At 34.9% G+C, this 23,458-nt stretch carries 20 protein-coding genes; all 20 read right to left on the reverse strand.

Annotation, left to right across the window (positions count from 1 at the left end; genetic code table 11):
* Positions 1-11: 11 nt before the first annotated feature.
* Positions 12-989 (reverse strand): LacI family DNA-binding transcriptional regulator, encoded by a 978-nt coding sequence (locus BX659_RS02680; RefSeq protein ID WP_097016293.1) that lies wholly within the window; start codon positions 987-989, stop codon positions 12-14.
* A 101-nt stretch (positions 990-1,090) separates the two neighbouring features.
* Positions 1,091-1,969 (reverse strand): GNAT family N-acetyltransferase, encoded by an 879-nt coding sequence (locus BX659_RS02685; RefSeq protein ID WP_097016294.1) that lies wholly within the window; start codon positions 1,967-1,969, stop codon positions 1,091-1,093.
* 499 nt (positions 1,970-2,468) lie between these two features.
* On the reverse strand, positions 2,469-3,800 hold the full coding sequence (locus BX659_RS02690) for an HD-GYP domain-containing protein (RefSeq protein ID WP_097016295.1): 1,332 nt from the start codon (positions 3,798-3,800) through the stop codon (positions 2,469-2,471).
* Positions 3,801-3,977: 177 nt separating this feature from the next.
* Complete coding sequence (gene pyrE / locus BX659_RS02695) at positions 3,978-4,550, reverse strand: orotate phosphoribosyltransferase (RefSeq protein ID WP_097016296.1); 573 nt, start codon at positions 4,548-4,550, stop codon at positions 3,978-3,980.
* Between the two features lie 88 nt (positions 4,551-4,638).
* Entirely contained in the window at positions 4,639-5,553 is a 915-nt protein-coding gene (locus BX659_RS02700; protein WP_097016297.1) for a dihydroorotate dehydrogenase, read from the reverse strand.
* Positions 5,546-6,346 carry a dihydroorotate dehydrogenase electron transfer subunit gene (locus BX659_RS02705; RefSeq protein ID WP_097016298.1) on the reverse strand — a complete coding sequence of 267 codons (801 nt, stop codon included), beginning with the start codon at positions 6,344-6,346 and terminating at the stop codon, positions 5,546-5,548. The genes BX659_RS02700 and BX659_RS02705 overlap by 8 nt, the downstream gene beginning before the upstream one ends.
* A gap of 90 nt (positions 6,347-6,436) precedes the next feature.
* Positions 6,437-9,637 (reverse strand): carbamoyl-phosphate synthase large subunit, encoded by a 3,201-nt coding sequence (gene carB / locus BX659_RS02710; RefSeq protein ID WP_097016299.1) that lies wholly within the window; start codon positions 9,635-9,637, stop codon positions 6,437-6,439.
* A 61-nt stretch (positions 9,638-9,698) separates the two neighbouring features.
* The gene (carA, locus tag BX659_RS02715; protein WP_097016300.1) at positions 9,699-10,772 is read right to left on the reverse strand and encodes a glutamine-hydrolyzing carbamoyl-phosphate synthase small subunit; all 1,074 of its coding nucleotides are present in this window, start codon (positions 10,770-10,772) and stop codon (positions 9,699-9,701) included.
* A gap of 87 nt (positions 10,773-10,859) precedes the next feature.
* Complete coding sequence (pyrF, locus tag BX659_RS02720) at positions 10,860-11,798, reverse strand: orotidine-5'-phosphate decarboxylase (protein WP_097016301.1); 939 nt, start codon at positions 11,796-11,798, stop codon at positions 10,860-10,862.
* Between the two features lie 104 nt (positions 11,799-11,902).
* Entirely contained in the window at positions 11,903-13,189 is a 1,287-nt protein-coding gene (locus tag BX659_RS02725; protein ID WP_097016302.1) for a dihydroorotase, read from the reverse strand.
* Positions 13,182-14,111, reverse strand: coding sequence for an aspartate carbamoyltransferase catalytic subunit (locus BX659_RS02730; RefSeq protein WP_097016303.1), 930 nt, complete (start codon positions 14,109-14,111; stop codon positions 13,182-13,184). Before BX659_RS02730 ends, BX659_RS02725 begins: the two co-directional genes overlap by 8 nt.
* A 471-nt stretch (positions 14,112-14,582) precedes the next feature.
* Entirely contained in the window at positions 14,583-15,989 is a 1,407-nt protein-coding gene (locus tag BX659_RS02735; RefSeq protein WP_181186404.1) for a sensor histidine kinase, read from the reverse strand.
* 201 nt (positions 15,990-16,190) lie between these two features.
* Entirely contained in the window at positions 16,191-17,069 is an 879-nt protein-coding gene (locus tag BX659_RS02740; RefSeq protein WP_097016305.1) for a sensor histidine kinase, read from the reverse strand.
* 142 nt (positions 17,070-17,211) lie between these two features.
* Positions 17,212-18,507, reverse strand: a complete 1,296-nt coding sequence (locus BX659_RS02745) for a uracil-xanthine permease family protein (RefSeq protein WP_097016306.1) — start codon at positions 18,505-18,507, stop codon at positions 17,212-17,214.
* 146 nt (positions 18,508-18,653) lie between these two features.
* Positions 18,654-19,202 (reverse strand): bifunctional pyr operon transcriptional regulator/uracil phosphoribosyltransferase PyrR, encoded by a 549-nt coding sequence (pyrR, locus tag BX659_RS02750; RefSeq protein ID WP_097016307.1) that lies wholly within the window; start codon positions 19,200-19,202, stop codon positions 18,654-18,656.
* 248 nt (positions 19,203-19,450) lie between these two features.
* Positions 19,451-20,362, reverse strand: coding sequence for an RluA family pseudouridine synthase (locus tag BX659_RS02755; RefSeq protein ID WP_097016308.1), 912 nt, complete (start codon positions 20,360-20,362; stop codon positions 19,451-19,453).
* 152 nt (positions 20,363-20,514) lie between these two features.
* Complete coding sequence (gene lspA / locus BX659_RS02760; RefSeq protein WP_253250645.1) at positions 20,515-20,985, reverse strand: signal peptidase II; 471 nt, start codon at positions 20,983-20,985, stop codon at positions 20,515-20,517.
* A 337-nt stretch (positions 20,986-21,322) separates the two neighbouring features.
* Positions 21,323-22,018 (reverse strand): LrgB family protein, encoded by a 696-nt coding sequence (locus BX659_RS02765; RefSeq protein ID WP_367302824.1) that lies wholly within the window; start codon positions 22,016-22,018, stop codon positions 21,323-21,325.
* Complete coding sequence (locus tag BX659_RS02770; protein ID WP_097016310.1) at positions 22,012-22,362, reverse strand: CidA/LrgA family protein; 351 nt, start codon at positions 22,360-22,362, stop codon at positions 22,012-22,014. Before BX659_RS02770 ends, BX659_RS02765 begins: the two co-directional genes overlap by 7 nt.
* 279 nt (positions 22,363-22,641) lie before the next feature.
* The gene (locus BX659_RS02775) at positions 22,642-23,355 is read right to left on the reverse strand and encodes a TraR/DksA C4-type zinc finger protein (protein ID WP_253250646.1); all 714 of its coding nucleotides are present in this window, start codon (positions 23,353-23,355) and stop codon (positions 22,642-22,644) included.
* Positions 23,356-23,458: the final 103 nt, after the last annotated feature.

A 23,458-nucleotide genomic window follows, 5' to 3' on the forward strand; every position in this document is an offset into this window, starting at 1 on the left:
ACTACTAGCTTTTAAGTTGTTTGTCTCTCTATCAAAGCTACTGGTAAAATATTATCAATCTCTACATCATTATCATTTATCTGTTTATTAAGTAGCTCTATAGCTAAGCTACTCATCTCTTCTATAGGTTGTCTGATAGTTGTTAATTCTGGTATAAGCAATGAAGACATTTGAATATCATCATAACCAATTATTTTTATGTCTTTAGGTATTCTTTTATTGAGTTGCTCGCTAACTTTTATAGCATTAGCAGCAATCAAATCACTACTTGCAAATACACCATCTATATCTGGATGGTCTTTAAATAAATTTCTAATAAGACCTTCATACTGTTGGGTATTAAAGACATTCATATCCGTTTGAGCAGTTATATAATCAACATTTCTACTTTGAGCTATATTGATAAATGCTTCATTTCGCTTATTTGCTAATAAATTCAAACTTAAACTACCACTTATGTAAGCAAGCTTTTTACAACCTTTATCTATTAATAAGTTAGTAGCTAAAGAAGCCCCCTTATAATTATCAGACGAAATATATGGAATACCTTCTATCTGCCTATCAAAGGTAACAATAGGAAGATCTAAATTCTCATACTCACTTACTTCCATAGTATGGCTAGCCATTATAATACCATCCACTTGATTCCCTCGTAGCATTTCTGTATATTCTTTTTCTTTTTTAGGATCATGTTGAGAATTACATAACATTATCTTATATCCTTTCTGATAAGCATACGCCTCTAAATAAAAAGCTAATTCAGAAAAAAAAGGATGAGAAACAGTTGGTATAATAATTCCAATTATATTAGATTTCTTTTTAGATAATGACCTAGCAATCTCATTTGGTTGATAATTAAGTTCTTCCATTACCTGATAAACCTTATTTCTTGTCTTATCACTAATATAACCTCTATTATTTAAAACCCTTGAAACAGTTGTAACAGTTACACCTGCCTTTTTAGCTACATCTTTGAGTGTAATCGCCATATTATCCTCTCCATTAAAATAAGTTGATTGTAATTATAATTAAAAAACAAAAACAGGCACAAGTTAGTATTGTTCCTGTTTTTGCTTTCAATTATAAAAATCTAAAACTCCATCTTCATTTCTAGTCGTTCTTCTTCTTTATCTATCTCCCAAATATCAGATAGATCTAATTGTGACCACAATTTATCTTTGATATTAATATGTATGCTCTCAATACCATTATCCAAAGCCAGATTAGAAGAATAGATTAATAGTTCTTTAATCAATTCGATATTATTCTTCTCAGCTTTAGGTACATAAAGATATATAGAATTACCATCTAATAAAGTTACCCCTTCTATCCCTTTACAGCTTATCTTATGAACAAAAGGGCCTTTATAATCCAAAAACTCTTCTGCTCCAGCCTTAAAGGCCTTTAGCCAAATATAATCTCTTGCCCAAGGGCAACCTACTACTACCTGCAAATCTTTTGGCTCTTCATTAAAGTTAAGCTCTTTAACAAGCTTAACCTCTGTGTTCTTCTTAGCTTTTATACTCAGTAGCATTTGAGGATTCTCTTTAATCTCCTTTAACCCTACCTTCTTATATAACCCTTTTGATTTATTGGTATCAGGCCAAGTCACATAAGACTTATAGCCCAAATTCTTCATGATAATAGCAGAGTATCTTACTAGCTCTATTCCAAACTTTCTTCTACCAAAATCATCATGAATATTAAGCCTTACTAGATAAACTGGGTCATCCTTAGATTCAGGCAATACCACTTCTGCATGACCAATTACTTCATCCTTTAATAGCGCAATAAAGATTCTTCCTTTTGCTTCTTTAATCAGATTGAACCTAAATTCACTTAACTGCTCTTCTTCCCACCAGTCTTCTGGGTTTGTTGCTTGATACATCTCATAAATTTTAGTGATATCATCTTGGTCTGCTTCTCTTAATAATACTCTCCCCTCATTAGTATAAACAAACTGTTCCATCTAACCACCTCTTTGCTTTAAAGTAAAAAACTATAGGTCTTGAACCTATAGCTCTAGGATAATTGGATTTCCTTAACTAAATTAATAAATTTATTGACAACACATAGGATAAACCTTTGTGTTTTTCACTTATACCTATAATAACTAATTAGCTAGCTTACTAGCTTATATAGTTAAAAAACCTATAAAATTGATTCAATATTAACTAGAAAAAATTTTAAAATATACAAATGTTATTTTGTGTAATTTTACTGTGTGAAATTTTTAGTTGTGAAATGAAAATTCTACTACTAATTACTTTTATTATACACAACTTAGGGCAATAATATGCATTCACATCACTATAATATATAAATAAATTCAAGACTTTAATTAAATTATTAAATTTCATTCTAAAGTCAGATGACTCTAGTGAATATTCCATAACCCCAACTTATATATTGGTTATCTATCCTATAATTTATACAAACTTAGCAACAAAATCACTTGAAATTATTTATTAGTCTATCTCCTGCCAGAAAGATTCGTACTCTGCTGCTTTACTGGTCTGTGCCTTAACTCTAAACTGGTCTATCTCCTCTGAATTCTCCTTTAAGATTGATACCACTTCTGTATCTAAAGCACCACCAGTGCTCATCTCTTCTAAAATAGATAATGCTTTTTCAAGGCTCATTCCCTTTCTATAAGGTCTATCCTCAGTAAGTGCTGTAAAGACATCAGCCACAGCCATTATCCTTGCTTCTATAGGTAACTTTTTATCTTTAGTATGGAAGGGGTATCCATGCCCATCAACTCGTTCATGGTGATAGGATTCCCAAATTTTTATCTCCTCTAACCCCTTAACTCTATCTAAAATCTTATATGTATAAAAAGGGTGCCTCTTTATAATATCAAATTCTTTTCTAGTCAATTTCCCACCTTTATTTAAAATTTCAGGGGGAACAGCCAACTTCCCTAAGTCATGGAGATAACCTGCTATCTTAATCTGACGGCATTTAAATTCTGGCAAGCCAACCAAATTGGCCAATACCTCTGCACTAGCAGCTACTCCACTAGAATGAGTAGCTGTAAAGCGATTTCTAAAATCTATAATTTGACTAAAAAGATTAGCCAAACTGAGTAGACCCTCATAATTTAGCTCAAGATTAACACCTTCTACCCTTTTAGATAGAGTTCTATCTATAGCTGAACTGACTATATCAAACCAAAAAGCCTCTCTTTCAGCCAAAGATAAGAAGGCTTCTACTAACTCTAGAGAAAAGTTATGGCCCACCTCTTGTAAAATCTTCTTAGAAATGACCTTACTTTGACTAAGGATATCTTCTTCACTAGTCTCTTTATTAATCAAGATATCGATAGCATCTGCTAAATGTATTATATGACTACCTAAAGGTACCTTCTCTCCTTTAAAACACTTTCCTTCTCCATTCTCCCAAGGGACATGGTGATAGCGTATTATTTCAGCTATCTTAACAAAAGGATTAAATTTTTTAATAAGATGGTAACCAAGTTCAGCATGACTAATAGTACCTACATATTCATAAAAAGGACCAGTTGTAAAAAATTCAGTCTCTTCATATACTTCATCTGAAATATTCCAATTTACAGAATCCATTCTTTCATTTAAAGAAAATGCTCCTGCATCATGTAAAGCACCAGCAATAATTAAATCTTTCTCTTCTTCTTTAGATAGCTCTAGTTCTCTTCCTATACTTGAGGCTATATAGGCTACTCGCTTATGATGACCAGTTACAATAGGACTGACTAAGTCCATAGCATCAGATAAGCACATAACCATATCAAATAGTGGTACATTCAGTTCTACATTCATAGAACAGCTCCCTTCTTGACTCTTACATTATGAGAATCATCTGCTCTCTTTTAATATTTCTGTAATAATAATAAAAGTCCTGCAATCTAATCTAAATTTATACTTGTAAGTAGCAAATAACAAATAGCAAAAGTCTATAACTGTTAATTAACAGTTATAGACTTTTTGAGCTATATATTATAAGAATCTACTCCCTGGTTTAGTAATTTCTAATTCCTCTTGGCACATTGGGCATTCCTTAGGATCATAAGCCTTCACATCCACAGCTAACATCGATTCAGTTGGTACTTCAAAGTTAATCTCTTTACTTCTTCTATCAACTAAGGTTCCTACTGCCACTAATTCAGCACCAGTCTCATTTAAAACCTCAATTACTTCATTGATAGACTTACCTGTAGTCAATACATCATCTACTACTAAGACCTTATCAGCTTCGTTTAATCTAAAACCTCTTCTTAAGGTCATCTTTCCATTTTCACGCTCTGTAAAGATTGTCTTCTTCTCTAATGCCAAGCCAACGGCATAGGCTAAAGTTACTCCACCCATAGCAGGTCCTACTACTACATCTATCTCTACATCTTTAAACTTATCAGCCAATCCCTCTGCCAACTCTTGAGCATAAACAGGATATTGTAAGACTTGGGCGCATTGTAAATATTGATTACTATGTAGACCTGAGCTCAATTTAAAATGCCCTTCTTGTAATACACCAGTCTTTTTAAAAATTTCTATTACACGTTCTTTTTTCATAATTATCTCCTCCAATTTTAGGTATTAGGTGGGTAGGTGGTTGGATGGTTAGGTTTTAAATCTAACTACCTAACCTCTAACTACCCAACTACTTTATCGCTTTTCCCACTATCTCATTAATATCTTCATAACCTTTCTCTACTAAATACTCCTCTATCCCATCCAATATCTCCATAGTTACTTCTGGATTGACGAAATTGGCTGTACCTACTGAGATAGCACTTGCTCCTGCTAAGAGGAATTCGATAGCATCATCGGCATTACTAATTCCACCCATTCCGATTAATGGGACCTCTACTGCTTGGGCTACTTGATAGACCATTCTGACTGCTACTGGCTTGATAGCTGGTCCCGATAATCCTCCCATCTTATTAGCTAAGATCGGCTCTTGATTGTGAATATCTATTTTCATTCCCAATAAGGTATTGATTAAGGAAATAACATCGGTTCCTGCCTCTTCTACAGCTCTAGCAATTGAGGTAATATCAGCTACATTTGGTGATAACTTAGTAATTAAGCTCATATCAGTCTCAGCTCTGACAGCCTCTACTACTGACGCTGCCATCTCTGGTTGGGTACCAAAGGCCAAGCCTCCCTTTTTAACATTAGGGCAAGAGATATTTATCTCTAAAGCATCTACTCCTTCAACATTTAGTTTATTAGCCAATTTAGCATAATCTTCTACAGTATTACCAGAGATATTAACTATAGTCTTAAAGTTATAATCCTTAATCAGTGGCAAAATCCTAGCTAAGAAATGGTCTACTCCAGGATTCTGTAAACCGATAGCATTCAACATTCCTGCTGGAGTCTCAGCAATTCTTGGGGTAGGGTTTCCTAGCTTAGGATTTAAAGTAGTCCCTTTAACCATTACCCCACCAAGTCTATTTAAATCAACGTAATTTCTATACTCTGGTCCAAAGCCAAAGGTTCCTGAAGCTGTAGTAACTGGATTCTGTAACTTTAACCCATTTAAATCTACTGCCAAATTTGGTTTAGTCATCAAAAATCACCTCATTTAATGGGAAGACTGGTCCTTGAATACAGGTCTTCTTATAGTCCCAACCTGACTCATTACGAACTTTAATCTTGCAAACACAGGATAAACATGCCCCTGTTCCACATCCCATCCGTTCTTCTAAAGAAGCTTCTCCCTTGATATCATTGGCTATAACCCAATTTTGTACAACCTCCATCATAACTTCTGGTCCACATGTATAGATATAATCAGCATCTATCAACGTATCATCTAGAAATTCTGTTACAAAGCCTTGGTATCCATAGCTTCCATCTACAGTTGAAGCCTTTAATTCAACATCCATCTCTTCATAATCTGCTAGATTTAATAATTGCCCTTTATTTTCAGCCCCGATTAAAACTGTTACCTCTTTATTTAACTCTACTAATTTCTTTACTACTGGATACAATGGCGCAATTCCCATTCCTCCACCAACTACTACAAACTTATTAGTATCTTCAGGAATAGAGAAACCCATCCCAATTGGTCCCATAAGATCAACTTGATCTCCTGCTTTAAGTGTAGCTAATAACTGTGTGCCTCGTCCGATTGCTCGGTAAATAATAGTTATTGTTCCCGCTTCTTGATCTATCTCATTAAGGCTGATTGGTCTTCTAAGTAAAGGGTCATGCTCATTTAACTTTGCTACCCATTTTAGATGGATAAATTGCCCTATCTTAGCCTCCTTAGCCACCTCTGGTGCATCAATAACCATCTTAAAATGCCTAGGGCTAATCTCTTCTTGCGAAATAACCTTTGCAATTACTCTTTTTGACATTATCTTCACCCCTTTTCATAGAATTAGGAATCAGTAGTCAGGAATCCTATTAGCGATTCCTGATTCCCGATTCCTGCTTACTCAAATGATTTATACGTAATCTTGTAATGCTTGCACACTTACCTCTTCACCTGAAGTAATCTTCTCTAATACCTGTAAGATAGCTTTAGTTGTATCTAATGAGGTTAGAGAAGGCACACCCATCTCTACAGCATTTCTTCTAATCTTAAACCCGTCTCTAGCTGGCTCTTTACCTTTAGTTAAAGTATTAATTACTAAGTCAATCTTATCCTCTTTAATCAAATCAATTGCATTTGGAGAACCTTCTGATAACTTTTTAACCTCTTCAACCTCTAAGCCTACCTCTGTTAATACTTTAGCTGTTCCTGTAGTAGCTACTATCTTAAAACCTAGTTTAGAGAACTCTTTAATGTATGGAATAGCCTCTTCTTTATCCATATCGGCAATTGTCACTAGGATAGTTCCTGATTTTGGTATATTCATTCCAGCCCCTACAAAACCTTTATATAAAGCTGCTTCATAATCATAGTCTAGACCTAGAACCTCTCCTGTAGACTTCATCTCTGGTCCTAAGTTAGTATCTACCTCTGTTAATTTAGAGAAAGAGAAGACTGGAACCTTAACTGCAACATGCTCTTTTTCTGGTACTAAGCCAAGAGGATATCCACTATCCTTTAAGCTCTGACCTAACATCGCTTTCGTTGCTAAGTTAACCATCGGTATCCCTGTTACTTTACTTAGATAAGGAATCGTTCTACTTGATCTTGGGTTTACCTCGATTACATAAGGGGTCTCTCCATCTACTACATATTGAACATTGACCAAGCCTTTAATATCTAAGGCTACTGCTAGTCTCTTAGTATAATCAGCAATTGTATTCTTTAACTCTTCACTGACAGTTTGAGTAGGGTAGACTGCAATACTATCTCCAGAGTGAACCCCTGCTCTTTCGATATGCTCCATGATTCCTGGAATAATTACCTCTTCTCCATCAGAGATAGCATCTACCTCTAGCTCCTTACCGACAATGTATCTATCGATTAAGATTGGATGTTCAGGAGTTACCTTAACAGCATTCTCCATATAGTCATTTAACTCTTCATTATTATAAACAACCTCCATAGCTCTACCACCTAGTACATAAGATGGTCTTACCAAGACTGGATAACCAATCTTATTAGCTACCTTTTTAGCCTCTTCTTGAGAAAAGACTACATCACCTTCTGGTGTAGGAATATCTAACTTTCTAAGTAAATGAATGAATTTATCTCTATCTTCGGCAAGGTCAATTGATTCAAAGGATGTTCCTATGATATTAACTCCTTCATCAGCTAATGGTTTAGCAAGATTAATTGCTGTCTGACCACCAAACTGAACTACAACACCTTCAGGTTTTTCATGCTCGATAATATTCATAACCTCTTCTTTAGTGATCGGTTCAAAGTATAATCTATCGGAAGTATCAAAGTCTGTACTTACTGTCTCTGGATTATTATTAACGATAATTGATTCATATCCCTCTTCATGTAAAGCCCAAGCTGAATGAACACTACAGTAATCAAACTCTACACCTTGCCCGATTCTAATTGGTCCTGACCCGATAACCAAGACACCCTTCTTATCAGTAACCTCTGATTCATTGGTCTTCTCATAAGTAGAGTAGTAATAAGGAGTTTCAGCCTCAAACTCTGCTGCACAGGTATCAACCATCTTATAGACAACATCAATACCATGCTCTTTACGGAACTCTCTAACTGTCATCTCATCAGTTCCTGTTAGAAGTCCAATCTCTTTATCAGCAAAACCAAAGCCTTTGACTTCTTTCACTAACTCTGGTGTTAAACCTTCCTTTTCTAGCTTCTTCTCTAATTGGATGACATGCTTCATCTTAACTAAGAAGAACTTAGTGATTCCTGTCAACTCATGGATCTTATCAATACTCCAATCTCGTCCTAAAACCTCCGCGATTACAAAGATTCTTCTATCATCAGCTATCTGTAAATTCTCTGCTAACTTCTCATCGCTCCAGCTTTCAACCTCATCATGCTTCAATCCAGAAGCTCCTACCTCCAATGAACGAACAGCCTTTAACATAGCACCTTCTAAGGTACGCTCGATAGCCATTACCTCACCAGTTGCTTTCATCTGTGTTCCTAGCTCTCTATCAGCATAATGGAACTTATCAAAAGGCCATCTTGGAATCTTTAAGACTACATAGTCTAAGGCTGGTTCAAAGCAGGCTTTTGTCTTTTGAGTGATAGCATTATCAATCTCATCTAAGGTATACCCTAAGGCAATTTTAGCTGAAACCTTGGCAATCGGATAACCTGTAGCTTTAGAAGCTAAGGCACTAGAGCGGCTTACACGAGGGTTAACTTCGATAATGATATATTCAAAGCTATCAGGATTTAGCGCAAACTGAACATTACATCCACCTTCAATTCCTAAAGCTCTGATAATCTTAAGTGATGAAGAACGTAACATCTGATACTCTTTATCAGAGATAGTCTGACTTGGTGCTACAACGATACTATCTCCTGTATGGATTCCTACTGGGTCAAAGTTCTCCATATTACAGACAGTAATACAATTATCATTACTATCACGCATTACTTCATACTCTATCTCTTTCCAACCTTTAACACTTCTTTCGATTAGCACCTGTCCAATCAGACTATGCTTAAATCCCCGAGTAGCAATCTCCTTTAACTTCTCTTGATTATCAGCTACACCTCCACCAGTACCACCCATAGTAAAGGCTGGACGTACAATTACTGGGTAACCAATCTCTTCTGCAATCTCTAAAACATCAGCCATCGTCTCTGCTGTACGACTCTTTAAGACTGGCTCACCAATCTCATCCATCAAGGCTTTAAAGATATCTCTATCCTCTGCTTTTTGAATTGTCTTTAAAGGAGTACCTAACAACTCAATTTCTAACTCATCTAAGATACCTGTCTTAGCTAAATCTATAGCTAAGTTAAGTCCTATCTGCCCACCTAAAGTAGGTAAGAGACCATCTGGACGTTCCTTCCTCAAAATTTCTGAAATATGCTCTACCGTTAAAGGCTCGATATAGACTCTATCAGCCATATTCTGATCTGTCATAATTGTAGCAGGGTTACTATTAACTAATACTACCTCTAAACCCTCTTCCTTTAATGAACGGCAAGCCTGACTTCCCGAATAATCAAACTCTGCTGCCTGCCCAATAATGATTGGTCCTGAGCCGATAACCATTACTTTATGTAAATCTTGTCGTTTTGGCATAATTAATTCCCCCTTTTTGTTCATTACTTATTACTCTTCACTCGTTACCCGTCACTGCTTACTATTTATTCATTAACTCAATAAAGTTATCAAATAAATAATGTGAATCCTCTGGTCCTGGTGATGCTTCAGGATGATACTGTACTGAAAAAGCTGGTAGCTCTTTATGTCTAATTCCTTCTACAGTTCCATCATTTACATTGATATGGGTAACCTCGATATCAAGATCTTTAACAGACTCCTCCTTGATAGCAAAACCATGATTTTGAGAGGTGATATAAACTCGATTTGTTGCTAAATCCTTAACTGGATGATTTGCTCCACGATGTCCAAATTTCAATTTATAAGTGTCTGCTCCACAAGCCAAACCTAAGATTTGATGACCTAAGCAGATTCCAAAGATAGGTTTCTTGCCAAGTAACTCTTTAACTGTCTTAACTACATAAGAAGCATCTTGAGGATCTCCAGGTCCATTTGATAGCATAATTCCATCTGGATTGTAGCTTAAGATCTCTTCTGCTGGAGTAGTAGCTGGCACTACAGTTACTTCACAGTCACGCCCTACCAAAGAACGAACTATATTCTTCTTACCTCCACAATCTATTAAAGCTACCTTGTATTGATTTCCTTCTCCTTTAGTATAAACCTCTTTAGTAGTTACTTCACTAACTAAGTCTCTACCAGATAGCCCTGGTGCTCCTTTGGCTCTTTGGATTAATTCCTCCTCTGGGATATCCTCAGTAGTGATAATCCCTTTCATTGTCCCTTCAATTCTTAGCAGCTTTGTTAAAGCTCTCGTATCAATCCCTGAGATTCCAACAATGTTATTCTCTTTTAGATATTCTTCTATTTTATTCTGCTTTCGCCAGTTACTTGGCTCTGTACAGAACTCCTTAACTATAAATCCGTTAACATGAGCCATATAAGACTCTATATCTTCATCATTAATCCCATAATTTCCAATTAGGGGATAGGTCATCGTTACTATCTCACCCTTATAAGATGGGTCAGTTAAAATCTCTTGATAGCCTGTCATACTTGTATTAAATACAATCTCACCACTAGCCTCTATCTCTGCTCCAAAACTGATTCCATTAAAAACCGTTCCGTCTTCTAAAACTAATTTTGCTTTCATTCCCAGACCTCCTTTTATAACCTATCTGTATATTTATTAAGATGTTTGTATTATTATACATGAATTATTCATAGTTGTAAACCGTTATTACCAAGATATTTTATCGGCATCTGTTAAAGCTTTGTTAATATTATCTTTCATCTCAACAACAGCTTCTTTTGCAGCCTCTTGATAATCATTACTATATTCCTCTTTTTGATAAGCAAAGATAATCCCTCGTGAAGAGTTAATGATTGCTCCATAGCCATCGTCATTGAAAGAAGCCAAGACATCTTCAGCAGTTCCCCCTTGAGCTCCATAGCCAGGAACTAAAAAGTAGCTCTTTTTCATTATATCTCTTAATTTTGCTGCCTCTTCTGGATAGGTAGCACCTACTACGGCACCAACAGCGCTATAGCCTCTTGTTCCAACTACCTCTTCTCCCCACTTACTGACCAACTGAGCCATCTGCTCATAAATCTTAACTCCTCCACTCTCTAAATCCTGTAGCTCATGGGAGGAAGGATTTGAAGTCTTAACCAGTACAAAGATTCCTTTATCATAATCACGACAAGTCTCTACAAAAGGATTAATTCCATCAGAACCCAAATAAGGTGTTACTGTTAAGGAATCAGAATTACTCTCTAGTTTTTGCTCACCCCAAAACTTAGGACTTCCTAAATGCCCATCGGCATAGGCCTGTGCTGTTGAACCAATATCATTTCTTTTAGCATCATTGATAACTAGCAGACCAGCTTTTTTAGCATAGGCTACTGTATCTTCAAAAGCTTTAACACCCCAATGACCATACTGTTCATAAAAAGCCATCTGTGGCTTAACTGCTGGAGCATAATCAGCAATTGCATCGATAATCCCTTTGTTAAACTCCAAGATCGAATGGTAAACTGCTTCTAATGTAGTTCCATATTCAACAACTGCCTTATCTGTAATCTCTGTAGGAATCTGGTTCAACCTTGGGTCTAGACCTACACAAACATGGCTCTGCTTTTCATCTATTTTGTCCATTAATCTATCGGCAAAATTCATCTAATTCCTCCTCAATTTATCTTATATATTATAAACCTTCAATTTATCTATAAATCAGGTCGCGTTACGACTCGACCCTACTCTTTATTCTTTACTCGTCACTGCTACTCATCACTGCTATAAACAATTTTTCCACCTACAATGGTCATCACTGCTCTTCCCTGTAGCTCATATCCTCCAAAAGGAGTATTTTTACTTTTAGAGACTAACTCTTCAGTCTTTACTTCCCATTTATCATCTACATCTATAATAGTAATGTCAGCATCTTTGCCAACCTCTAAAGTTCCCTTGTCAATTCCAATTACCTGAGCAGGATTGATAGTTAATTTAGCAATTGCCTCCTCTAAAGTCAAAATTCCTGACTCTACAAGCTCAGTTATTACTAAGCCCACAGCCGTCTCCAAGCCAACTATTCCAAAAGGAGCATAATTATACTCTACATCCTTCTCTTCCTCAGCATGTGGGGCATGGTCTGTTGCGATTACATCAATTGTTCCATCCTTTAATCCCTCTTTAATAGCTGCTACATCTTCAGCACTTCTTAATGGTGGATTCATCTTGGTATTGGTATCAAAGCTAGTGATTAGCTCATCAGTTAAGGTAAAGTGGTGTGGCGTTACTTCACAAGTTACTTTTACTCCTCGCTTCTTAGCTTGTCTGACTAAATCTACACTCTCCTTAGTACTGATGTGGGCGATATGCACCTTTGCTCCTGCTTCTTCTGCTAAGAGTATCTCCCGTCCCACCATTACACTCTCTGAAGAGCTTGATATCGGATTTAAGCCAGTTATCGTTGAATAGTATCCTTGATTCACTACCCCATCTCCTGCTAGATTCTTATCCTCACAATGGGAGACTATTGTCAAATCAAAGTCCTTACTATAATCTAAAGCTAATCTCATCATTTCAGCATTCATCACTGGATGTCCATCATCAGAGATTGCTACTATTCCTGCCTCTTTCATATTAGCAATCTCAGCTAATTCTTTACCTTGACTTCCTTTAGTGATTGCCCCAATTGGATAGACATTTACTACTCCATCCCGTTTGGCTATTGATAATAGTCCTTCTACTAAGGTCTGATTATCAATTACTGGGTCTGTATTTGGCATACAAGCTACTGAAGTAAATCCACCCTTAGCAGCTGATTTGGTTCCTGTCTCAATGGTCTCTTTATGTTCAAAACCTGGCTCTCTTAAATGGACATGAATATCGATTAGCCCTGGTGATACTACCTTACCCTCTATATCAATCACCTGAGCATCCTCTGCTGCTAAATTTTCCCCTAGCTTAGCTATCTTACCATCAACAATTAAAATCTCTCCTGCTTTAGCTTTACTTCCTTGAATTGGATCTATTATCTTGCCACCCTTTAATAATAGTTTACTCATTTCTACTTCCTCCTAATAAGAGATATAGTAAAGACATTCTGATAGCAACACCATTGGTTACCTGTTCTTCGATTACTGCTTCCTTACCATAGGCTAAATCTGAAGAGATTTCAATTCCACGATTAATCGGTCCTGGATGCATCACTGTTACATCATCTTTGGCCAGTTTAAGGTGTTCTCTTCTCAATCCATAACGCTTAGTATACTCTCTAATAGTAGGAAAGAATCCTTTATCCTGACGTTCTCTTTGTATTCTAAGCAGATTGATTACATCTACACCTTCAATCCCCGCTTCTAAGTCATTATAAACTTTTACACCCATCTGCTCTATTCCCACTGGAATCAAGGTACTTGGTCCAATCAATCTTACCTCAGCACCTAATTTGGTCAACCCCCAAATATTTGAGCGTGCCACTCGACTATGCTTGATATCACCTACAATAGCAACCTTCTGCCCTTCTATCTTGCCCCTTTTCTCTTTGATAGTATACATATCTAATAAAGCTTGAGTTGGATGCTCATGGGCACCATCACCGGCATTTAAGACTGGCATATCTATGGTTTGAGCTAACAATTTTGCTGCTCCTGGTATCCCATGGCGAATTACTACTGCATCTGCTCCTAAAGCCTTTAATGTCTTAGCTGTATCGACTAAACTTTCTCCCTTAGTCACACTGCTACTTTTAACTGATAGATTCATTGTATCAGCACTCAAACTCTTAGCTGCTAGTCCAAAGGATGAGCTTGTCCTAGTGCTTGGCTCATAAAAGAGATTTACAACCAACTTTCCTCTTAAGGTAGGTACCTTCTTAATTGGTCTCTTTAAAATATCCTTCATCGTCTTTGCTGTCTCTAAAATTAATTCTATCTCTGATTTAGTTATATTCTCTAGCCCTAATAAGTCTTTACTCTTTAATCCCATATTTACACCTCCACTGAAATAAAAAATCCCTTACCAGAAAATTGGCAAGGGATAATTATAGCTATTTAAGTTTGAGTCTAAGGTTAAGCCTAAGTAAAATCAAATTTATTCCTGTTCTTAATCTTTTACTCAAACTTAACCTGAAACTGAAACTAATTTCTTCCCTTACTAATCTCTCTGGATTAACTTAAAGGTAAATATTCAATTTATAAAATCTAAAGTTATCAATTACTCTTGGCATAAAAAAATCTTCCCACCAGGCTAAACTAGTAAGAAGACCTTTTAATAATCTTAACTCTTAATTCAATGTATGTACTCTAAGATATAATAATACCTTTGTAACATTAAATTAACAGTTAAAACTACTTCCTTTACTAGTCTCACAGGACTAATTTAAAAGAAACTATTATTTTGTCATTACTGAAATATTATCACACCAGCGATTTACTGTCAACTTTTTTCTACATTTTCTTATATTTTGGGCAAGTGACAGATAAATTTTGTTCCAATTCCTTCTTTGCTTTCGACATTAATCCTGCCTCCATGCTCTTCTAATAAGCTCTTGACTATATACAGACCAAAACCTCTATTCTCTCCTTTAGTAGAATAACCTGGCTCAAAGATGCTCTTTAAGATACTTTGGGAGATAACTGGACCACTATTATGAATAATAATATCAACAGCATTTCCTTTATCAAGCAATGAAACTTTTAGCTTACGTTCCCTCTTAGGCAATTTAACTAAGACATCGAAGGCATTATCTATTAGATTAAATAATATCTTTAAGACCTTATTTAAAGGCATAGCTACATCTGATAAATCACTAGCAAGTAGCAGTTTAAGATCAACCCCTTTATCTTCAGCTTCCTTTCTTTTGGGCATGAAGACACTCTGTATGATATTATCATCCTTTAGCTCTAAATCCACCTTATCTAAATCTAAATGGGTATCCTTGATATAATCCTTAGCTTCTTTAACCTTATCTAGCTGTAACATAGTATAGATGGTCTGTAATTCATTTTTAAAGTCATGGCGCTGTATTCTAAGTTCTTTAATCATATCCTCTTTTAATTCTAACTTGGCATGCTGTAATTCTAGCTCTTGTTTAGCCAAGATCCCATCACTAACCTCTCTAATAAAGATACTCTTAAAAAAGTAGGCAAAAGCAATAAACTTATAGACATGTAAGAGCCAATAAGATAAGCTAAATACTTCAACTCTAAAGATTGCAAAGCTCTCACAAAATAATAAGAATATAAACCCCTTGAGTATATAAGGACTAAGAGCTTCTTTGTAAAAAACATATCCCCTAATATAGATATAGAGATTTATAGATATAGTTACAAGTAGTAATAATTTAACTAAAAGCATAACATTACCAAAGGTCAACCATAACTTAAAGGTTAAATAAGTGATAAGCAAAGATGATAAAAGGCTAAATAAGATAGTAGAATAGAGATAATAGATATTTCTCCCTTTCTTATCTCTAATCAAGTAATTTAATAAGATAGCAAAGACTACTATCAACCTTGTACTGACTGCAAAGACTTCTGAACTACTATTATACTTTAGATAAGAATTATTAAAGACCAAGATGGAATGCATTAAATTCATTATTCCTGCAGATAAAAAGGTAATAGAGATAAATAAGCTCTTTACATTATTATTATGGCGATAAGAATAGACTACCAGTAAGAAGATATTGATACAAATTAATGAAATTAATAGCTCTAATATCCCCTCTAAAGAGTTATACTCTAATAAATGTATCAGGAGATCTTGAGAAATATTTATATTCAATTTAAAAATAGATAACCCTTTTAAAACTAAAAAAGGTAGCAGAAGTAAAAGTAAAACATCACTCCAATAGCTTAGCACCTTATAATTTTTCAAGTCAGACTGCATAAAATCACCATCTTGTTTATTAATAATAGTAACTCAATATACAATATTCGACATAATTCGAACATCACCTGCATAGAATTAAAAAATTTCAACAATTTATGATTAAATCTTAAAATATTTTAGATAAAAGCAAAAATTTATAAATAACAGTGAATTAAAATCACTTTATCCAGTCTAAACCTTAGGTAAAGTACAGATAAACTGAGTCATAATCCCCTTCTTACTTTTAACATCAACCTTACCTCCATACTCTTCTAATAGGCTTTTAACTATATATAGGCCAAAGCCTCTATCTTTCCCCTTAGTAGAATAACCAGCTTCAAAGATATTGGCTAACAAGCTGTGGGGAATAGTTGGTCCATTATTTCCAACAATTAAATCTATCTTATTCTGGTCATCCAATAATTTAACTTCAATAAGCTTCTTATCTTGTGAGGACTTACCCAAGATATCTAGGGCATTATCTACTAGATTAAATAATATTCTAAAGAGCTTATTTGGTGGTAGGGCAATCTGGTTTAGCTCAGCATTTAATTTAAGCTTAAAATCTATTCCTGCTCTTCTTGCTTCTTCTCTTTTAGGTAATAATACCACAGGTATTAAATAGTCATCTCCCAAATCCTCTTTAAGCTCATCTAAATCACTACTTAGCTCCTTTAGATAGACTTTAGCCCCATTAACCTTATTAAGCTCTAGCATTGTATAGATAGTCTGTAACTGATTCTTAAAGTCATGCCTCTCCATCTTTAAGTTCTTGATCTCCTCTTTATATGAATCCACTTCTAGCTGATTGACCCAAGACCCCTTTTGGCTTGAGTTATTTGGCAAGAAATCATATTTAATGATAACTTTAAAAAGATATAAACATACTATACCTTTCAAAAGATAGCAGAGAAGATATGTAAAATTTAATCTCTCTTTATCTACCTTAAAGAATCTAAAAGGGCTCTCTACCCATAGTAACCACAACAAGCCAATCCCCATGCCTAAAGTCAATATTACTCTAAAATAATTAAATCTCTGCCCTTTTGCCTCTGCTTCCATAATTTCCATTTCAACCACCTTTACATTTTAATGTATTACTTTTTACAATATTAGGCAAAAAGAACAAAACTCCTCTTTATCATCTTAAAAAAATAAAAAAAATCTCCAATTAAATTCGGAGATTTTTTCTCAATTAAATTAATTTTAACTTTTAGCTCTTTTTAGTTCTAGGTAATAAAATATTGAGCACTATACCGACCATTGCCGCTAAGCCCATACCCTGAAACTCTAAGACCTTAATTTGATTGACTATAGTTTGAATTATAGCCACATTATCTAAATGTAGTAATTTAGCTATAGCAATGAAATCTATTGTCAAAGGTATACCACTGATTCCAATAACCAGAATCGTTGAGACAATAACTAGATTTCTATTTATACTCAAATCAACTTTATTATCAACTAAGGTTCTAAGTCCAATTGATGCTATCATTCCAAAGAGTAGAATTACAATTCCACCCATTACCGATTGAGGAATAGTCTGAATCAAGGCACCAATCTTTTGAATAAAGCTCATGGCAAAGACTATAACTGCAGCCATCTCCACAATCACTGGATTATAGACACCTGTTAAAGCCAAGACACCTATATTCTCTCCATAAGTTGTATTAGGTGGACCTCCTGCTAAGGATGCAAAGGCTGTAGCAACTCCATCACCTAATAAAGTTCTATGCAAGCCTGGTTCTTCAATAAAGTTCTTATCCACAGTCTTTGATAATGCTAGGACATCACCTAAATGTTCTACCATAGTTACAATTGCTACTGGAGCAATTAAGGCAATTGCTGAGATACCTGCCCCCCAAGAATCTAAAGCAAAGATTGAATTAAACTCTGGTAAAGCAAACCAGTTAGCTGCATGTACTGCTGAAAAATCTACTAAACCATTAAAAGATGCAAAGGCATATCCGCTAATAATCCCAAGTAAGATTGGAATTACCTTAAATATTCCTCTTCCTAAGACACTTACCCCAATAGTGACTGCTAAAGTAAAGATTGCTGTTGGTAGATGGGTCATCGCCATATCCTTAGCCACTGGAGCTAAGCCCAATCCGATGGTCATGATTACAGGACCTACTACTACCGGTGGTAAATAATTATCGATAAAGCCTGTTCCAATCTTACGAATCACAGCTGACATTACAATATAAATCATACCTGCTACAAAACATCCAAGTAAAGCTGCTGGCAACCCATAACCCTCTTTAGCTGCAATGATTGGACCGATAAAAGCAAATGAAGAACCTAAGTAAGCTGGTACTTGTCCTTTAGTTATCACATGAAAAATCAAAGTTCCTACTCCAGATGTAAAAAGAGCTACAGCTGGATTTAAACCAGTCAATGTTGGAACCAATACTGTAGATCCAAACATTGCAAATAGATGTTGTACTGCCAATATTAAACCTTTAGATAAAGCTATATTATCTTTTGATAATCTTTCTTTAACCATATTTATCTCCTCCTAAGTTTTCTATCATAAAAAAATCCCCAAGCCTGTGAGACTGGGGATTAAGGAGAATCTAAATATAATTATATTCAGATTAAAACACTCAATGATTCCCCTTATAGCCTCACAGGACTACTTTAAAAGGACTATTATTTAGTATATTCTTTTAAAACAACTCCATCCTCACCATCCACCTCTTTGAGATTAACACCAATTACCTCAGATTTAGAGGTAGGTAGATTCTTTCCAACAAAGTCAGCTCTAATTGGCAACTCACGATGACCTCTGTCTACTAAGATAGCAAGCTGTATACTCTTAGGTCTACCTAAATCCATTAAAGCATCTAAAGCAGAGCGGACAGTTCTACCAGTATAGAGCACATCATCTACCAAAATAACCTTCTTAGCAGTAATATCTACAGGTATTTCAGTCTGATGAACGATAGGCTGATTAGCAATTGTTGTCAAATCATCACGATATAAGGTAATATCTAAGATCCCTCTAGGAACCTGCTTTCCTTCTATCTCCTCTAACTTACTGGCAATTCTTTTAGCTAGTGGGACTCCACGAGTTCTAATCCCAATAATTATAACATCCTCTAAGCCTTCATTCTTCTCAATTATCTCATGGGAAATGCGGGTCAAAGCACGTCTAATCCCATCACTATCTATCAATTCCTTCTTTACTTTTAACTCCATCTTTATTCCTCCTAAGCAGAATAATCTATGAGCCTATAGAAAAAGCCTTCTTACACTAGTAAGAAGGCTGGATAATCTGAATAAATTTTAGTTATAAATAAAAGTCTATAACTAAATTTCCGCTCCTCTTACTAGCCTCACTGGACTAATTTAAAAAGGTTTTAAAAACTTCGTCATTTCTTCTTGTCTAGGAAAGTATATCAAATAAATTTGCTTATGTCAACAAGATTACCCAATCTTCTTAATTTCTATTCAAGAGTATCCAAGACTTGCCTCATATCCTCTAGTAAAGGTGCTTCAAATTCAACCCATTCTCCTGTTCTAGGGTGATAAAAACCTAAGAGATGGGAGTGTAACATCTGCCGTTTTACATCCAAAGTCTTTTGATTATACCCATATAACTCATCACCAACTACTGGATGACCCATATATTCCATATGAAGACGAATCTGATGGGTTCTTCCAGTCTCTAAATTGACCTCTACTAGTGAGTGTTTCTGGTAACGTTTAAGAACTTTGAATCCAGAGACTGCTTTCTTACTATTTTTACTAGTAACAGCCATCTTCTTTCTATCTTTAGAATCACGTCCAATAGCAGCATCTATCTTCCCTTTTTTATACTTAACTTTCCCTTCTACTAAAGTTAAGTAGATCTTCTTGGTATCCCGCTCTTTAAACTGCTCTGTTAAATTAAGATGTGCTTCATCATTTTTTGCAACTACCATTGCACCTGAGGTATCCTTATCGAGTCTATGTACGATGCCTGGTCTAATTACTCCATTAATTCCTGATAAGTTATCACAGTGGTATAATAGAGCATTAACCAAAGTCCCCTCCTCATTACCAGGTGCAGGGTGAACTACCAAATCAGGCTGTTTATTGACAACTACTATATCATCATCCTCATAGATAATATCTAAAGGGATATTCTCAGCCTTTACTTCTAACTCTTCAGGCTCTGGAACAAGCAACTCTAGCTTATCACCAGCTGATAGTTTATAACTCTTCTTGACTGCTTTTCCATTGACTAAAACCTTATCATCATCGATTAATTCCTGCAAATAACTCCTTGATAAATCATCATTCTTCTTAGATAAGAACTTATCTACTCGTTTATTGCTATAATCAGCTTCGATTATAAATTCTCTTTTATCCTTCATAAGTTATCACTCCGTCTAACAAATTTAATGTAATATAATTAGTGAAAATGTGAGTAAATTCAAGACAATTTAAAAGATTTAACAACCTATAATCATCATATCAGATATATTCCTTAATTAAGGCTTTTTACTAATTACTTATCACTCACTCTTTACTCGTTACTATTATTCCCTTGGTCAACAATTAAAATCCAATAACTAAAGATTATCACTGCAACTACAATTGCTGAATCAGCAATATTAAAAACAGGCCAAACCCTAAAATCAAAAAAATCAACTACAAAACCTAGTCTAACTCTGTCGATAAAATTGCCAATAGTACCACCTAAAGCCATTCCCAAAGCAGCTTTATTCCAACTACTTCCTAAAGGTAATTGGCGATAAAAATAAAATAACAATGCCAATACTGCTAAAGTAATGATTATAAAGAAAGGCAATTGATCCTGTAGAATACCAAAGGCCGCCCCTCTGTTCTGTACATAAGTCAAATGAAAGACATTTTGAATAATTGGTATAGAGTCTCCTAGATTAAAGTTAGTTAAGACTAGATACTTTGTAAATTGATCTAATAATATAATAACCAAAAAAGCAACAAAAATCAGCATAGCTTCAACTCCATTCATTAAAATAATCTGCTTTATTATAGAAGCAACTTACATTTTAGCATAGATAACATAAAAAAACAATAAACTAAATCTAGCTCTACTTTATTATCTCTTCAATCAAAGTTTAATATTATACTTATCCAGCTTGTATGATAAAATACAAAAGTTTCGTTATATAGAGATAATACGACACTTTGTTTATTAGCTACTAGCTGCTGGCTTCTAGCCTTTAGCTCTTAAGGTCTTAGCTAATAACCAGTAGCTATAAGCTAGTAGCAGAACTGTCGCAATATCCCCATTAAGTCTCACTCTAAAATTGAACACCTATATTATTTAAACTAGCAGTTATCAACTCTTAATTTAACAGTGCAAATAATATTGGAGCAATAATTACAGTAATTAATCCAGCTACTCCAATAGCTAAACTACTCATAGCACCTTCTGTCTCACCTAATTCCATAGCTCTAGTAGTTCCTATTGCATGAGCCGCAGTCCCTATGGCAATTCCTACAGCAACTTCATCTCTTACTCTAAATAGATGACAGATAAAAGGTCCTATAACTGCACCAAAGATTCCTGTGGCTATTATTACCGCTACAGTAATTGAAGGTATCCCTCCAATCTGCTTAGAGATTTCAATCCCAATTGGAGTAGTCACAGATTTTGGAATTAATGATGTTCCAATTTGACTATTTAATCCAAAGAGCTTACTTAAGAAAAATACACTTATTATCCCACTTAAACATCCTACAATAATTCCTACTAATATAGGTAGTAGATTCGATTTCAAAAGTTCAAACTGCTTATAAAGAGGAACTGCCAAAATTACAGTAGCAGGTCCTAAAAAAAAGGATAATAAATCTCCTCCTTGATTGTAGTATTTAATATTAATATTAAAGGTAGACAATAACCAGATAATCAATGCTATACTAATCAATAACGGATTAAAGAGAGAAATTTTAGTCTTTCTATATAGATAAAGTCCAACTTCAAAAGATAGAATAGAAACAATCAGCCCAAAATAAGGTGTATTCAAAAAATCTATCATAATGATCGTCTCCTTTTTAAAAGTTGAATGGTTAAACCTGTAACAATAATAACAATTATCGTTGAAATCAAGATAATAGCAAGAATAGGAAACCATTCTTTTCTCAGTAAGTCCAGATTATTAATCAAACTAATTCCTGGAGGTACAAAAAAGAGTGCTAAGTGATCTAATAAGAACTTAGCTATTCCATCTATCATCTCTAATTTAATAATACCTTTTGAAAGAAGAGCTAAGAGAACAATCATACCAATTACACTACCTGGTATTGGTAGGTTGAAAAATTTATTGATAGCCTCTCCTGCCAAACAAATAACTAATATAATACATAACTGCCTAAATAACTTCAATTTATCACCTCTTTTAATACTTATAGACTTATTAGAATAAATTCAATTCTTATCTTCAACCTCTAATTATTTTAACAATTACTTCCTACTGAATAATTATAACAAACATATGTAATATAATCTGAATTTAAAATAAAACTTAATGGATATATAACGTCATAGTTAAATTTTATTCTAGATTCACGAATCTCTATCTAAAACCTAATAAAGGTATCAAATAATTAAATATGATTATATTTTAACATATTTAGAATAAAAAACAAGAGAGCAAGCTAGTGCTTACTCCCATTCTTTTCTTCTTCTCTTCTGCCTTTGACCTGTTAGCTGGTCATCTTTATCTATAACCTCACCATCACCTAAACTTTTATCCATAATTTGATCTCCCCAATTAACTAGTCCTTGATTCTCATCAGCATCAATATAGCTGTCATCATCATCGATTGCTCCAGTGATATCTGATGGTGTATTAGAGGTACCATATCTGGCTACAGCTTGCCAAGCATCTTCTCCATCAAAGGCAACATTATCTGTATCATCGGTCATAGCAAAGGGGTTACCATTATGAAGAGAGTCTATAGCATTCTCTTCAATTGGTCGTGAATTGTGTCCATTTGTACCAATTCTTAATTCACTTTTAGACTTACAGTCAAAGCAGAAGGTACTATATGGCATAGCCTCTAAACGTTCTGGATTAATGGCTTTACCACAAGAGTCACAATGACCATACTGTCCTGTTTCAATCTTCTCTAAAGCATCATCGATCATCTGTAAGATCAATTGGGCATTACCGCGTATTCCAATATCTTTAGCCCTGTCAAAAGTGTTAGTACCTTGATCAGCAGGATGATTGTCATAAAAGGATAGCTCTCCTGTTGAATATCGTAAGCTGTGGCCTAAGCCCTCATATCCTTTGTCATCAACCTCACCTATCTGATGTAACATACTCTGCTTTTCCCATAATAACTTCTTCTTATAGTAGTCTAAATCTTGCATAATTTATTATCCCACCTTAATTAATGATAGTTTCTAAAAAGTAAAGTGTAGTCAGCTGGTATTGTTAGTGTTTTGTATTGTCTCTTTACTATCATTGATTAAT

It is taken from the genome of Orenia metallireducens (assembly GCF_003001995.1).
In the GTDB taxonomy this organism is placed as follows: Bacteria; Bacillota; Halanaerobiia; order Halobacteroidales; family Halobacteroidaceae; genus Orenia; species Orenia metallireducens_B.